Source organism: Nocardia flavorosea (genome assembly GCF_015477805.1).
In the GTDB taxonomy this organism is placed as follows: Bacteria; Actinomycetota; Actinomycetes; order Mycobacteriales; family Mycobacteriaceae; genus Nocardia; species Nocardia flavorosea_A.
Genome location: NZ_JADLQL010000001.1, coordinates 1,368,069 through 1,380,622, shown reverse-complemented (window position 1 = coordinate 1,380,622; position 12,554 = coordinate 1,368,069). Strand labels below are relative to the sequence as shown.

Genomic DNA, 12,554 nt, shown 5'->3' with positions numbered 1-12,554 from the left:
TCGCACGCTGCGGGGTGGCTCCGGCCGCGACATCGGTTTCGGTTGTTTCCGGGTGAACCGGCTCGAGGCCGAGTTTGCCCATGATCGCGCGAACCACCCGGCCCGGACTGCGCCCGTCGGTGCGTACCCGCACCGAGGCGACCTCCCGGTAGAGCGGTCGGCGGATACGCATGATTTCGCGGTACTTCGTATCCGGATCGGCGCCGCCGAGCAGCGGCCGGGTATTCGTGGCACCGGTGCGGCGCAGGCCCTCGGCGATACTGATCTCCAGATACACCACCGTGCATTCCCGCAGCAGGGCCCGGGTGCTCTCGGACAGCACCGCGCCCCCGCCGAGTGAAACGACACCCCGCTGGTTGTGCAGCGCCCGGCCCACCACCTCTTCTTCGAGGCGCCGGAAGCCGGGTTCGCCGTCGCCGGCGAAGATCTCCGGAATGCTGCGGCCGGAGGTCTCCTCGATACCGGCATCGGTGTCGTACAGTTCGACGCCCAATTCACGGGCCAGTTTCCGGCCGATCGTCGTCTTGCCCGCGCCCGGCGGCCCGATCAGCACCACCCGCGGGCCGCGCGGATCGGTCTGCGCGGACATTACGCCGGGTCGGCGACGTGTTCGCCCGGGTTCAGGTGCGGGCGAGCGCTGATCCGCTTCACGTAGCCGTCGAGGTTGCTCACCGTTTCGGCGATCGAATCGCCGCCGAACTTCTCCAGCGCCGCCTGGGCCACCACCAGCGCAACCATGGATTCGGCCACCACCCCCGCCGCCGGGACCGCGCAGACATCGGAGCGCTGGTGGATCGCCGAAGCTTGCGCGCCGGTGGCCATATCGACGGTGGACAGCGCCCGCGGCACGGTGGAGATGGGTTTCATCGCCGCCCGGACCCGCAGCGCCTCGCCGTTGGTCATTCCGCCCTCGAGGCCACCCGCGCGGTTGGTCGAGCGCAGCACACCATCGGGACCCGGTCGCATCTCGTCGTGGGCCTGGCTGCCACGGCGGCGTGCTGTCTCGAATCCGTCGCCGACCTCGACGCCCTTGATGGCCTGAATTCCCATGAGCGCGGCCGCGAGCCGCGCATCCAGCCGGTTCTCCCCGCTGGTGAACGACCCCAGACCGATCGGCAGTCCGGTGACGACCACCTCGACGACACCGCCCAGGGTGTCGCCGTCCTTCTTCGCCGCCTCGATCTCGGCGATCATGGCAGCCTCGGCCGCGGTATCGAACGCCCGTACCGGGCTTTCGTCGATCGTGGTCAGGTCGGCGGCGGTGGGTACCACCCCGGTGGTGTTCGCCGCGGTACCGATGGCGACCACATGCGAAACCACCTCGACCCCCAGCGCCTGGCGCAGGAATGCCCGCGCCACCGTGCCGGCCGCGACTCGGGCGGCGGTTTCCCGGGCGCTCGCGCGTTCCAGCACCGGGCGGGCGTCCTCGAAGCCGTATTTCAGCATTCCCGAATAGTCGGCGTGGCCGGGACGCGGCCGGGTGAGCGGGGCGTTGCGGGCGAGATCGGCGAGTTCGGCCTCGTCCACCGCGTCGGCCGACATCACCGTGGTCCATTTGGGCCATTCCGAGTTGGCGATCTCGATTGCGACCGGACCGCCCATGGTGCGCCCGTGCCGGACGCCGCCGATCACGGTGACCTTGTCGGCCTCGAACTTCATCCGGGCGCCGCGACCGTAACCGAGCCGGCGGCGCGCCAGCTGTGCGGAGATCTCCGACGAGCTCACCTCGACTCCGGCGACCATTCCTTCCAGAAGGGCGACGAGAGCGGGTCCGTGGGATTCTCCAGCAGTTATCCAGCGCAGCACGCCGACCATCTTCCCATGTCGGCGCCGCGCTCCGGGCAGGCGGTCGGCGGTGTTCATCGTGCCTGTCGCGCGCGACCGTATCGGATTGCCGGGTGATCACCACAGCGTCAGGCCCAGCAGGGTCGCGGCGCACATGGCGGGTCCGTGCGGTACGGCGGCGGCCGGGGCGCCGGGGGAGCGGGCACATGCCGGGATAGGCATGCTTGCGCGCGGCCGGGTGTACCGGACCCACGCTGCGCTGACGTACTGCCCGAGCAGCAGGCCGATCGCGGCCGCGGCGGTGAACAGCGGTGCCACGAGAGCCGACCACATCCAGGCGTGCGTACCACCGAGCGCGGCAGCGGCGCCCAGCCCTACGGCAAGTTTCACATCGCCGGCGCCGAGCGCGGCCGGCCACAGCAGGTGCACCACCAGATAGGGGATCGCCAACAGTGCCGCACCCCGGAGCGCGGCGCCCGATTGCCCGGCCGATACCGCGTAGGCCAGTACAGCCAGGGCGCCCGTGAGGGTGAGCGGATTCGGCAGGCGCCGGCTACGGATATCGAAAACTGCGAGTATTCCGCACCAGCCGGACAGGAGGAGGAAGAAGAGTGCTGCCACACCGTTCACGATTCCGGGGATCTCGGCTCGGTGGGCGGCTCCGCGGTGATCTGTGGACAACCCGAGCCGCCCCGGTGCGGTGTGAATACCGCGCGTTCCGGTCGGTGTTCGCCGAGTTCGCTCCGGCCTGGCCTGTGTAGCGCACCCGGGTCGGCGGTACTTTTGTCCCATGTCTGCTGATTCCGGCCGTGGCCCGCAGAAGCGGCCCGATTACGCCGCGCGGCGGGGGCTGCTGCGCAACCTGCTGGTCGAGAACGAAATCGACGGCCTGCTGGTCACCGATCTGGTGAACATCCGCTATCTGACCGGTTTCACCGGTTCCAACGCCGCGCTGCTGGTGCATTCGTGGGATACGGCGGGGGCGGAGGAACGTACCGTGATCGCCACGGACGGTCGCTACGACACTCAGGTCGCCGAGCAGGTGCCCGATCTGCGGGCCGAGATCGCTCGCGCGGTCGCCCGGCGGGTCGTGGAATCGGCCGGGGAATGGCAGTTCGGCCGGCTGGGCTACGAAAGCCATATCGTCACCGTCGATCAGCATCGCGGATTCGTGGAACTCGGCACCGGACTCGATTTCGTCGCCACACCCGGATTGATCGAACAGTTGCGCATGGTAAAGGACGATTACGAGGTGGACCGGTTGCGTGCGGCCTGCACGGTCGGCGACGAGGCGCTGGCCGCGCTGCTGGCAGCCGGGAAACTCCGCCCGGGACGCACCGAGCGCCAGGTCGCCCGCGACCTCGAATGGGCCATGTTCGAACGCGGCGCCGCCGGAATCGCCTTCGAAACCATCGTCGCCGCGGGGGCGAATTCCGCGATTCCACACCACCGGCCGACCGATGCCGTACTGGCCGCCGGTGATTTCGTGAAGATCGATTTCGGTGCCGTCGTGGACGGCTACCACTCCGATATGACCCGGACCTTCGTGCTCGGCGAACCCGCGGACTGGCAACGCGAGGTATACGACCTGGTGTACGCCGCGCAGGCCGCCGGCCGGAAAGCGTTACGACCCGGTGTTCCGTGCGCCGATGTGGACGCCGCGGCTCGGGAGGTGATCGCCTCCGCCGGGCACGGTTCGTTGTTCGTGCACGGTTTGGGCCACGGGGTGGGGCTGCGGATCCACGAAGCGCCCGGTATCGCGAAAACGGGCACGGGTACACTGCTGTCTGGCGTGGCGGTGACCGTCGAACCAGGTGTGTACTTTCCCGGCCGCGGCGGCGTCCGGATCGAGGACACGCTCGTGGTGCGTGAAGGGGGCCCGGAACTGCTCACCCACACCAGCAAAGAACTGACCGTCGTCGGATGACGCCGGTCGCCCGAGAACCGAGGAGACCCGAACACAGTGGCGGACACCAGCGACTTCAAGAACGGCCTTGTGCTGAAGATCGACGGTAATCTCCAGCAGATCGTCGAATTCCAGCACGTCAAGCCGGGGAAAGGTCCTGCCTTCGTACGGACCAAACTGAAGAACGTGCTGTCCGGCAAGACCGTCGACAAGACCTTCAACGCCGGTGTGAAGGTGGAGACCGCCACCGTCGACCGCCGGGATATGACCTATCTATACCACGACGGTTCGGATTACGTCTTCATGGACGGCGAGACCTTCGATCAGATCGCCCTCGCCGAGACCACGATCGGTGAGCAGGCCCGCTTCCTGCTCGAGAACATGACGGTGCAGGTTGCCACCCATGAGGGTGCGCCGCTCTACGTGGAGCTGCCGGTCACCGCTGAGCTCGAGGTCACCCACACCGATATCGGCCTGCAGGGCGACCGGTCCACCGGCGGTACCAAACCGGCCACCTTGGAGACCGGTGCCGAGGTCCAGGTCCCGCTGTTCATCAACACCGGCGACAAACTCCGCATCGATACCCGCGACGGCAGCTACCTGGGCCGCGTCAACTCCTGATCGTGGCCGACCAGCCCGCGGACAAGAAGTCCGCCTACAAGAAACTCGGCGCCCGGCACAAGGCCCGGCGCCGCGCGGTGGACCTGCTGTTCGAGGCCGAGGCTCGCGATATCGACCCTGCCGATCTGGCCGATGAACGGATAGAGCTCGCCGCCCGGGACCAGGCGGTGGCTCCGGTGCATGCCTACACCCGCACCCTGGTCGACGGTATCGCCGAGGACCTCGACCGGGTGGACGGCACCATCGAGTCGTACCTGCACGATTGGGCGCTGTCCCGTCTGCCCGCGGTGGACCGGGCGATTCTGCGCGTGGCCGTATGGGAACTGCTGTACGCGACCGACGTCCCGCCGATCGTCGCGGTGGACGAGGCGGTGGAACTGGCCAAGGAGCTGTCCACCGACGATTCGCCCGGGTTCGTCAACGGGGTGCTGGGGCAGGTGGTGCTGGTGGCGCCGCAGATCCGCGCTGCCGCTGCCGCGACCCGGTCGACCGAACCGGAAGCTGATAGCTGAGTGCGTAAATATCTGGTCTTGGCGATCCGGACTCCGGCGTACGACCCGGCTGTCGGCGAGCCGCACCGGCAGTTCCTGGGCGACCTCCGTGCGCGGAGCATGTTGCAGGAAAGCGGGCCGTTCACCGACAGCACCGGGGGTGCCTACATTGTGCTCGCGGAATCCCGCGTGGCCGCCGAGGCGGTGGTGTTCTCCGATCCTCTGCACACCACCGGTTCTGCCGAACTGACGGTGTACGAATGGGAGATCACCGGCTGACCGGGCATCGGCGCTCTATGAGAGAGCGATAGGCTATCTCTCGCAACGTCCCTGATATCGAGGAGTGCGGACGATGACCGAGAAAGCCACCATCCTGCCGGCCGGTGGTTGCACCGTCGCGCAGGCCTGGGAGATCTTCGACAGCCTGCCGGCGGCCCCCGTAGCCGAGGTGACTACCGGCCGTTGGCGCGGCGACGAACTGCCCACCGGCCATCCGATGGACGGTACGCTTACCGAATCCGGCTGGTACGGAAAGCAATTCGACGCCGCCGACGATGTGCACCCACTGTTGTTCACCGATGAGCGGGGCACCGTGTTCGCGGTGGATCCGCGCCGGGTTCCGCTATCGCTGGCCGGTAAGATCCCGGCGCACTGGTTGCGGCCCGTGCGCAACAGGCTGCGAACCGTCGCGCCGCTGCTGCGCACCCGGAAGCCGACGGCCCGGTTACGCGATATCGAGTACCGCGGGGTGGTGAGCGCCGCCATGGTCTACGACCATCTGCCCATTATCGACCATTTCCGGCGGGTCGACGACGAGACCTTGCTCGGTGTGATGGATATGCGCGGAATGCGTGACCCGTACTTCTTCGTCCTGCGTCACTGAGGCGATCGGCGTATCTTCCCGAGCCGGAAGATCGCCGGTGGGGTGCGCAATCCGTGAGCGCAGTGCATTGTCTGCGCTGCAGCGATGTTATGGACGAACTCCCAGTCGTCACGTACCGGCTGCGGGGGATTCGCAGTGCTGGATCGGCCGGCGACGATACGAGCGAGCATCGGCCAGGGAAGGGGCCGCCGGCCCGGCCATGTCCCCACCGCAGTGCCCCGCCGGGCCGGGTGGCGATTCGATCTTGCGCCGTCGACTACATCCCCGTGAGATCGCCGGGGCTGCGGGCGGTCGCGACGTCGACGGTGTCGGTCAGTGTGTCGCGGCCGGTCGCAGAACGACTTTGCCCAGTAGACGCCGGGATTCCACCAGTTCGTGTCCGCGAGCGGCTTCCCCGAGGGGCAATACGGTCTCGACCGGTGGCGACAGGCTGGGAACGCGCGCGAGAATTCCGGCCCTGGCCCGCTGTGCCCGCTGGTGCCAGGCAGGTCCCGCGCAGGCGGTGAGGCTGAGGCCGCCCGGGATCAGATCGGCGGCCGATACCTGTGCCGGCGTGCCGGAGAGCCATCCGTAACTCAGCATCCGGCCGGAGCCGGGTGTCATGGCGCTGAGCAGGGCTGTCGCGGTGCTGCCGCCGATGGAGTCGAAGACGATATCGACGGTGCCCGGTGCGTTCGCCGCGAGCGTCTCCGCCCACTCGTCCGTTCGGTGGTCGATGACCTGATCGGCCCCCAGCTCCCGGGCGCGCTCGCCCTTGGTGGAGCCGCCCGCGGTCGCGATCACCCGCGCCGCGCCGAATTCCCGGGCCAGCTGCACCAGGTAGCTGCCCACGCCGGTGGCGCCGGCTTCCACAACGACCGTTTCCGTGCCGGTCAGGTTCGCGGCTTCCAGTAGAGCCAGCGCGATCGAGCCGCTCATCATCGTGGCCGCCGCATCGTCTGTCGACACCTCCGCCGGAATGACCGTGGTATTCGCCACGGGTGCGCAGACGAATTCGGCATAGGACCCCGAGCCGGCGGTTGCCGCGACAACGCGCCGGCCGAGGAGTTCGCGGGCCACGCCCGGGCCCACCTCGACGATCTCCCCGGCGGCCTGGTGGCCGAACACTACCGGCGGCGGCGCAGCCATGGGGAAAGTTCCGGAGCGCAGCAGGGTTTCGGGGTAGAGCACCGGTATCGCCTCGGCCCGGATCAGGACTTCTCCGGCATCCGGCTGTGGCGCCGGGACCTCTCGTGGGACCAGGACCTCCGGCCCGCCGGTGTGTGTCATTACGATTGCCTGCATCGGAAACTCCATAACTTGACTGTCGGTCCAATTATGTCTGCCAAGATATGGACCGTCGGTCAACTTGTCAATGAAGGTGGTGCCATGCCTCCCGCGAAGGAACGCGCGGACGCCGCCCGCAACCGGCGTGCCATCCTGGACGCCACCGCCGCGCTGCTCGCCGAACACGGTGCCGACGGCATCACCATGGACCGGGTCGCGGCGACCGCCGGAGTGGGGAAGGGCACGATCTTCCATCGCTTCGGCAATCGGGCCGGGCTGCTGCACGAACTGGTGGCCGAGAGTGCGCTCACCCTCCGGGCGCGAGTGGCCGAGGGGCCACCCCCGCTCGGTCCGGGGGCTCCGGCGGCCGACCGGCTGCGGGCATTCCTCGACGCCATGGCCCGGCTGATGATCGACAACCTGCAACTCATGGCGATACTGCGGACCGAGCCGCCGCATCCGCGTACCGCAGAACTGCACCGGTTCTGGCATGAACATCTCACCGCTTTGCTGGAAGAGGCGCGGCCCGAGGTGGACGCCGAGGTCGTCGGCCGGTTGCTACTGGATTCGCTGGCCGGTGCGACAGTGCCCGAACTGGCCCGCGCCGGGGATGCCGACCGGCTACTGGCGGCGGTCCGGGAACTGGTGGATTCGGTGTTACGGAGTCCGTGACTGCCCGGGCTCGAGGGAAAACCCGTTGCTGCCCTGCGGCGGTCGTGCTTTCCTGGGCGGCGTACGCAAGGTCTCAGGAGGTGGTATGACCGCGCGGAACAGCCGGCCGCGCCGTGTCGCTGCCACCGATGGCCAGATCAAACTGCATCGCCGCGTGATGGTGCTCGACGGGCGGGTTCATACCGCCATCACACTGCGTCCCGGCACCGATTTCCGCTTCTCCAGCAATCGCTTTCACGAAACTTGGCATATCCTGTCGGACTGGCGCGGCGCCCGGCTGCTGGCCCGGTTGTTGTGGGGGCTTTCGTATCAACGGCGGCACGGCACGTTCGTGCTGATCGATACGCGCCATCTGGATCCCAACCCGTTCGACGGCGCACCCGCCGATCCGATCGCCCTGGTGCCCACCGACCGTACGGTGTTCACGCGTCGATCTGCCGCGGCATTGAGCCGCAAACTACCGTTGCGCGGTCGGCCGGACGGCACTGTGCGCTGGCGTACGTTCGGGCTCGATCCTGCCGTAGCAGAGGTGGAGGCGTGGCGGGAGCGGATGTTGGCGGGTGCCGGTGAGTACTGGGCGCCGCCTGGGGGCCGATGCCGTATCGATCGGTTCGGCCGGGTGCTCGTCATTGCGGGTTCTGCGCAATGGCTGCGTGATTGGGCGGTGAGTGTCGCACGGTTGGGCAAGGACTCCTGCCCGGATATGGATTACACGTATCTCGACGACGGGGGCGACGGAGAAGTGCAGGTTTTCCGGCAGTACCGCCGCATGGTCGAATCGGCCCGGCAGGCGCGGGCGGAACTCTGTGCCGCGACCGGCGTCTCGCCGCGGCCGGCCGATTCGCTCCAGTCTCAGATCTGGTCGCGTGCCGCGGCGCTCCGTCGCCGCGGTATCCCGGCTGTGCCGGAGCGATGGTAGCGGATCACCGCACCCCGCGCGGCCGGAACTGGATACTGATGCGTGGTCCGGTCGCCCGCCGCGATTTCGGCACGGCATGTTCCCAGGTGCGCTGGCACGAGCCGCCCATGACGAGCAGGTCGCCGTGTCCGGGCCGGAACCGCAGGCCGGTGCCGCCCGAGCGGGGGCGTAGCAACAGCGGGCGCGGTGCCCCCAGTGTGAGGATGGCGACCATGGTGTCCTGTGCGGCGCCGCGGCCGAGGGTGTCCCCGTGCCACGCCACGCTGTCGCGGCCGTCGCGGTAGTAGCACAGTCCGGCTGTCCGGAAGGGTTCGCCGAGTTCGGTGCGGTAGTGCTCACTCAAGGCATCACGCGCCCGTTCGAGGACCGGATCGGGCAGCGCAGCGGACTCGCCGTAGAAGCACAGCAGTCTCGGTACGTCGACCACGCGGTCGTACATGGGCCGTTGTTCCCCGCGCCACGGCACCGCGGTCGTGAGGCGATCGAAGAGTTCGTCGGCGCCGCGCAACCAGCCGGGCCGCAGGTCCACCCACGCGCCGTCGGTCAGATGTGTCCGGCGGATATTCGTGAGCGGTTCTAGTTCGATCGCGCCGAAGCCGTCGAACAGCGATGCCTGGAAGGGGACCGACATAGTTTCCAGCATAGCCGCTATGCGAACATGAGTTCGAATGGTTGGGGGTGCGTACTGGGCCTGCCGACCGTATCGCGCAGATTCGGTTCATTCTGCCCCCGGATTCCATCGGCTATCGGCTCCGCCGGTTCCTCGACGGTCGCGCAGCGAACGGTCCGCCGAATCCCTGGTCCGGCGTACGGTGTCGCCATCGGGGATCCGGAAGCTGTATACCTGCTCGTCTGGTTGTGGGCTGTGTGCGGGCGCCGCCCTGCTTCGGGTGGCTGCCCTTGTGGTATCGATTGTGAGAATGTTTCGGCCGCGGCGTCGGTGCTCTCTGCGCACTCGTTCCGGTTACGGTGCCACGGGGGCGGCCGGGACGGGCTCGGTGGGGTCGACGAGTGCCTCGGCCGGCTCTGTTCGGTCACGGTCACTGAGCGCCTTCGGATTCGGGGGTGCGGCGGCCGAAGGGCGCGGCGGGTTACGTCTCGCCAGTGGTGCCGAATTCGAACAGCGATCCTGCGGGAGGTTGCGGCGCGTTGCTTCCGAGACGTGAACGGGTCCGGGGGTGGACCATGGAACTAATCGGCGAGCAGTATATTCCGGGCAACGGCGACTGCGGCGTCGAAGCATTCGTCGTCGGAGAGGGGGAGATCGCCCATCATCGCCGTGCTCCAGCTGATTGCCAGCAGTGCCTGCCGGGCGTGGAAGACGTCCAGGGGTGCGCGCTCGGGTTCGGTCATCAGGTCGGCGATCAGCCGGAACTGGTAACGCAGGCTCACTCCGAATCCCAGTTCCCGGAAAGCGGGCTGGTTTTCGTGCATGAACCGCACCATATCGCGGCCGGTGCTGTGCAGCAGGGCGCCGTAGCGGTCGAGGATCTCCGCGGCGCGGGCCGGGCCGGGCGGGGTGGTCGCCGCCCATTCGATCAGCTCGTCGATACCGCGGCGGACGTCGTCGGAGAGGCTGGCGACGATATCTTCCTTTGTCCGGAAGTGGTAGTACAGCGCGGCTTTGGTGACGCCGAGGTGTTCGGCGATCTGACGTAACGAGGTCTTCTCGTAACCCTGTTCGGAGAACAGTTCCATCGCCACCGCCCGGATACGGTCGCGGGTATCGCTGCGGCGGCCGGCCAACGGCGTCTCCTTGTGATCGACGGTCTACTCGCGTTCGAGAGTTCTGGTGCTCGAAGGTCTGCCGCAGGGAGCCTAATGGTCCCGCGGCTTCGTGGCCGACCGGTCGGCCACGAAGCGGTCGAGATTCGAAGCGCACGGCTGAGGGGCGTGGTTTACTAGCCGGGCGACAAGTAAGTAACTTGCAGGAGTGCCACCGATGACCGGAGATACCGCACCGCTCCCGGGAGGCACCGGACCGGACACCGGTGAACGGGCTGGGTCCCGGCGGCGAGTCGTGGTTCGCCGCACACGGCTGGAAGACGACGTTTCGCGCCTGGGACGATCTCGTCGCACCCTACGGGCGGCCGGGCGCCATGGGAGGCGGCCCCGCGGTCGGGCATGTGGTGGCAGTCCGGGAGTGACTGTCGCGTGGTGTGCGGTTATCGCGCTCACACCGGCATACCCCTTCGTGGCGAGTGTCCCCGCTCACAACCGGTTCAGCGCCCTCACCTGGTGAAAACTGCTGTCCCCGGGCTGATAGGCTGCTCGGCGTAAAGACATCCTTTAACGGACCGTCCGGTGAGGCGGGGAAGGAGGTCGGCATGGCTGTGCCCGAAGAACGGGCCGCCACGTCCGGCGCTGCCGAGGCGGCGCCACCCGTTGCGCGGCATACGCCGGAATGGGTGGCGGCGGGACGCGAATTGTTGTCCCCCTCCGATGTCGGCCGGACCGTAGCGCGGATCGCGCATCAGATCATCGAACGTACCGCCCTCGATTCCGGCGAACCCGGGACCCCGCGCGTGGTGCTCATCGGGATCCCCACCCGCGGGACGACTCTCGCCGCGCGGCTCACCGACAAGATCGAGGAATTCTCCGGTGTGCGCCCGGCACTCGGATCCCTCGATATCACGCTGTACCGCGACGATCTGCGCACCAAACCACACCGCCCGCTGGAGCGGACCTCGGTGCCCGACGGCGGGGTCGAGGACGCACTGGTGGTCCTGGTCGACGATGTGCTCTTCTCCGGCCGCACCGTACGATCCGCGCTCGACGCGCTGCGCGATCTGGGCCGGCCGCGCGCCGTCCAACTCGCCGTTCTCGTCGATCGCGGGCATCGCGAACTGCCTATCCGCGCCGATTTCGTCGGGAAGAACGTACCCACCGCGCGCACGGAGGACGTATCGGTGCTGCTGAGCGAACACGACGGGCGCGACGGCGTCTTCCTGCACCAGGGGGAGGGGCAGTGAGACATCTGCTGACGGTGACCGATCTGGATCGCGCGGCCGCCATCGCCCTGCTCGACGAGGCCGAACGGTTCGAACAGGCGCTGCTGGGCCGGGAGGTGCGCAAACTGCCCACCCTGCGCGGCCGCACGGTGATGACGGTGTTCTTCGAGAACTCCACCCGGACTCGCGTCTCCTTCGAGGTCGCGGGGAAATGGATGAGCGCCGATGTGATCAATGTGAGCGCGAGCAGTTCGTCGGTCTCGAAAGGCGAATCGTTGCGCGATACCGCGCTGACCCTCCACGCCGCCGGCGCCGACGCGCTCATTGTGCGCCATCCCGCCTCCGGTGCGGCGCACCAGATCGCGCACTGGTTCGAGAGCTGGTCGCGGCGGTCGGGCAGCGCGGTCCCGGCGGTGATCAACGCCGGTGATGGGATGCACGAACATCCCACGCAGGCCCTGCTCGATGCGCTCACCCTGCGGCAACGGCTCGGTGATATCGCCGGACGCCGGGTGGTGATCGTCGGCGATATCCTGCACAGCCGGGTCGCGCGGTCCAACGCCTTCCTACTGTCCACACTGGGCGCGGAAGTGGTGTTGGTGGCGCCGCGCACGCTGCTGCCGGTGGGAGTCGAGGACTGGCCGGTCCGGGTATCGGTGGATCTGGACTCCGAGCTGCCCGGCGCCGACGCGGTGCTCATGCTGCGGGTTCAGGCGGAACGGATGAACGGCGGATTCTTCCCGTCGGCGCGGGAGTACGCGGTGCGGTACGGGCTGTCCGAACGGCGGGTCGCGCTGCTCGACGAGCATGCCGTGGTGCTGCATCCCGGCCCCATGCTGCGCGGTATGGAGATCGCGTCGTCGGTGGCGGATTCGCCGCGCGCCGCCGTATTGCAACAGGTGACGAATGGAGTCCACATGCGTATGGCGGTGCTGTTCCGCCTGCTGGTCGGTGTGCAGGAGGCCGCGGCGTGAGCGGGTCGGGCCCGGAGGAGGCAGCGCAGCGTAACCACGGAGGGCCCCCGGTCACGCCCGATCGACACAGCGTGAGCGGGTCAGGC

At 68.2% G+C, this 12,554-nt stretch carries 15 protein-coding genes and 1 pseudogene; 10 read left to right on the top strand and 6 right to left on the bottom strand.

Features of this window, described 5'->3' with window-relative positions:
- Window positions 1-70 precede the first annotated feature (70 nt).
- The 3 genes and pseudogenes from IU448_RS28780 to IU448_RS06165 all read right to left on the bottom strand — a co-directional run.
- A pseudogene (locus tag IU448_RS28780) lies at window positions 71-589 on the bottom strand (shikimate kinase); the annotation flags it as partial.
- Window positions 589-1,815: a chorismate synthase gene (gene aroC / locus IU448_RS06170; protein WP_195055066.1), complete on the bottom strand. Its 1,227-nt coding sequence runs from the start codon at window positions 1,813-1,815 to the stop codon at window positions 589-591. The pseudogene IU448_RS28780 and the gene aroC, both read right to left, overlap by 1 nt.
- 87 nt (window positions 1,816-1,902) lie before the next feature.
- Window positions 1,903-2,406: a prepilin peptidase gene (locus IU448_RS06165; protein WP_324188515.1), complete on the bottom strand. Its 504-nt coding sequence runs from the start codon at window positions 2,404-2,406 to the stop codon at window positions 1,903-1,905.
- Window positions 2,407-2,575: 169 nt separating this feature from the next.
- Here IU448_RS06165 and IU448_RS06160 point away from each other — a divergent pair, with 169 nt between their 5' ends.
- The 5 genes from IU448_RS06160 to IU448_RS06140 all read left to right on the top strand — a co-directional run bounded on the left by IU448_RS06160 (window position 2,576) and on the right by IU448_RS06140 (window position 5,686).
- Window positions 2,576-3,712, top strand: a complete 1,137-nt coding sequence (locus IU448_RS06160) for a M24 family metallopeptidase (protein ID WP_195054462.1) — start codon at window positions 2,576-2,578, stop codon at window positions 3,710-3,712.
- A 36-nt stretch (window positions 3,713-3,748) separates the two neighbouring features.
- The gene (efp, locus tag IU448_RS06155; protein WP_195054461.1) at window positions 3,749-4,312 is read left to right on the top strand and encodes an elongation factor P; all 564 of its coding nucleotides are present in this window, start codon (window positions 3,749-3,751) and stop codon (window positions 4,310-4,312) included.
- A 2-nt stretch (window positions 4,313-4,314) separates the two neighbouring features.
- The gene (gene nusB, locus IU448_RS06150) at window positions 4,315-4,824 is read left to right on the top strand and encodes a transcription antitermination factor NusB (RefSeq protein ID WP_195054460.1); all 510 of its coding nucleotides are present in this window, start codon (window positions 4,315-4,317) and stop codon (window positions 4,822-4,824) included.
- Window positions 4,825-5,082: a YciI family protein gene (locus tag IU448_RS06145; RefSeq protein WP_195054459.1), complete on the top strand. Its 258-nt coding sequence runs from the start codon at window positions 4,825-4,827 to the stop codon at window positions 5,080-5,082.
- 73 nt (window positions 5,083-5,155) lie between these two features.
- On the top strand, window positions 5,156-5,686 hold the full coding sequence (locus IU448_RS06140) for a DUF4334 domain-containing protein (RefSeq protein WP_195054458.1): 531 nt from the start codon (window positions 5,156-5,158) through the stop codon (window positions 5,684-5,686).
- Between the two features lie 312 nt (window positions 5,687-5,998).
- Here IU448_RS06140 and IU448_RS06135 read toward each other — a convergent pair whose 3' ends face one another.
- The gene (locus tag IU448_RS06135) at window positions 5,999-6,970 is read right to left on the bottom strand and encodes a quinone oxidoreductase family protein (RefSeq protein ID WP_228812038.1); all 972 of its coding nucleotides are present in this window, start codon (window positions 6,968-6,970) and stop codon (window positions 5,999-6,001) included.
- A gap of 84 nt (window positions 6,971-7,054) precedes the next feature.
- On the opposite strand from IU448_RS06135, the gene IU448_RS06130 reads away from it, so the two are divergent.
- Together IU448_RS06130 and IU448_RS06125 are read left to right on the top strand one after the other, a co-directional pair.
- Window positions 7,055-7,624, top strand: a complete 570-nt coding sequence (locus IU448_RS06130) for a TetR/AcrR family transcriptional regulator (RefSeq protein WP_195054457.1) — start codon at window positions 7,055-7,057, stop codon at window positions 7,622-7,624.
- A gap of 85 nt (window positions 7,625-7,709) precedes the next feature.
- Window positions 7,710-8,543 carry a hypothetical protein gene (locus IU448_RS06125; RefSeq protein WP_195054456.1) on the top strand — a complete coding sequence of 278 codons (834 nt, stop codon included), beginning with the start codon at window positions 7,710-7,712 and terminating at the stop codon, window positions 8,541-8,543.
- 4 nt (window positions 8,544-8,547) lie between these two features.
- Here the strand turns inward: IU448_RS06125 and IU448_RS06120 are convergent, their stop codons facing one another.
- A complete protein-coding gene (locus tag IU448_RS06120) occupies window positions 8,548-9,174 on the bottom strand; it encodes an alpha-ketoglutarate-dependent dioxygenase AlkB (RefSeq protein WP_195054455.1) in 627 nt (208 codons plus the stop codon).
- A gap of 560 nt (window positions 9,175-9,734) precedes the next feature.
- Window positions 9,735-10,289: a TetR/AcrR family transcriptional regulator gene (locus IU448_RS06115; protein WP_228812037.1), complete on the bottom strand. Its 555-nt coding sequence runs from the start codon at window positions 10,287-10,289 to the stop codon at window positions 9,735-9,737.
- 245 nt (window positions 10,290-10,534) lie between these two features.
- Between IU448_RS06115 and IU448_RS06110 the strand changes: the two genes are divergently transcribed.
- The 3 genes from IU448_RS06110 (at window position 10,535) to IU448_RS06100 (ending at window position 12,468) form a co-directional block, all read left to right on the top strand.
- Entirely contained in the window at window positions 10,535-10,690 is a 156-nt protein-coding gene (locus tag IU448_RS06110; protein ID WP_195054454.1) for a hypothetical protein, read from the top strand.
- A 180-nt stretch (window positions 10,691-10,870) separates the two neighbouring features.
- The gene (gene pyrR / locus IU448_RS06105) at window positions 10,871-11,515 is read left to right on the top strand and encodes a bifunctional pyr operon transcriptional regulator/uracil phosphoribosyltransferase PyrR (RefSeq protein ID WP_195054453.1); all 645 of its coding nucleotides are present in this window, start codon (window positions 10,871-10,873) and stop codon (window positions 11,513-11,515) included.
- A complete protein-coding gene (locus IU448_RS06100) occupies window positions 11,512-12,468 on the top strand; it encodes an aspartate carbamoyltransferase catalytic subunit (protein ID WP_195054452.1) in 957 nt (318 codons plus the stop codon). Before pyrR ends, IU448_RS06100 begins: the two co-directional genes overlap by 4 nt.
- Window positions 12,469-12,554 lie beyond the last annotated feature (86 nt).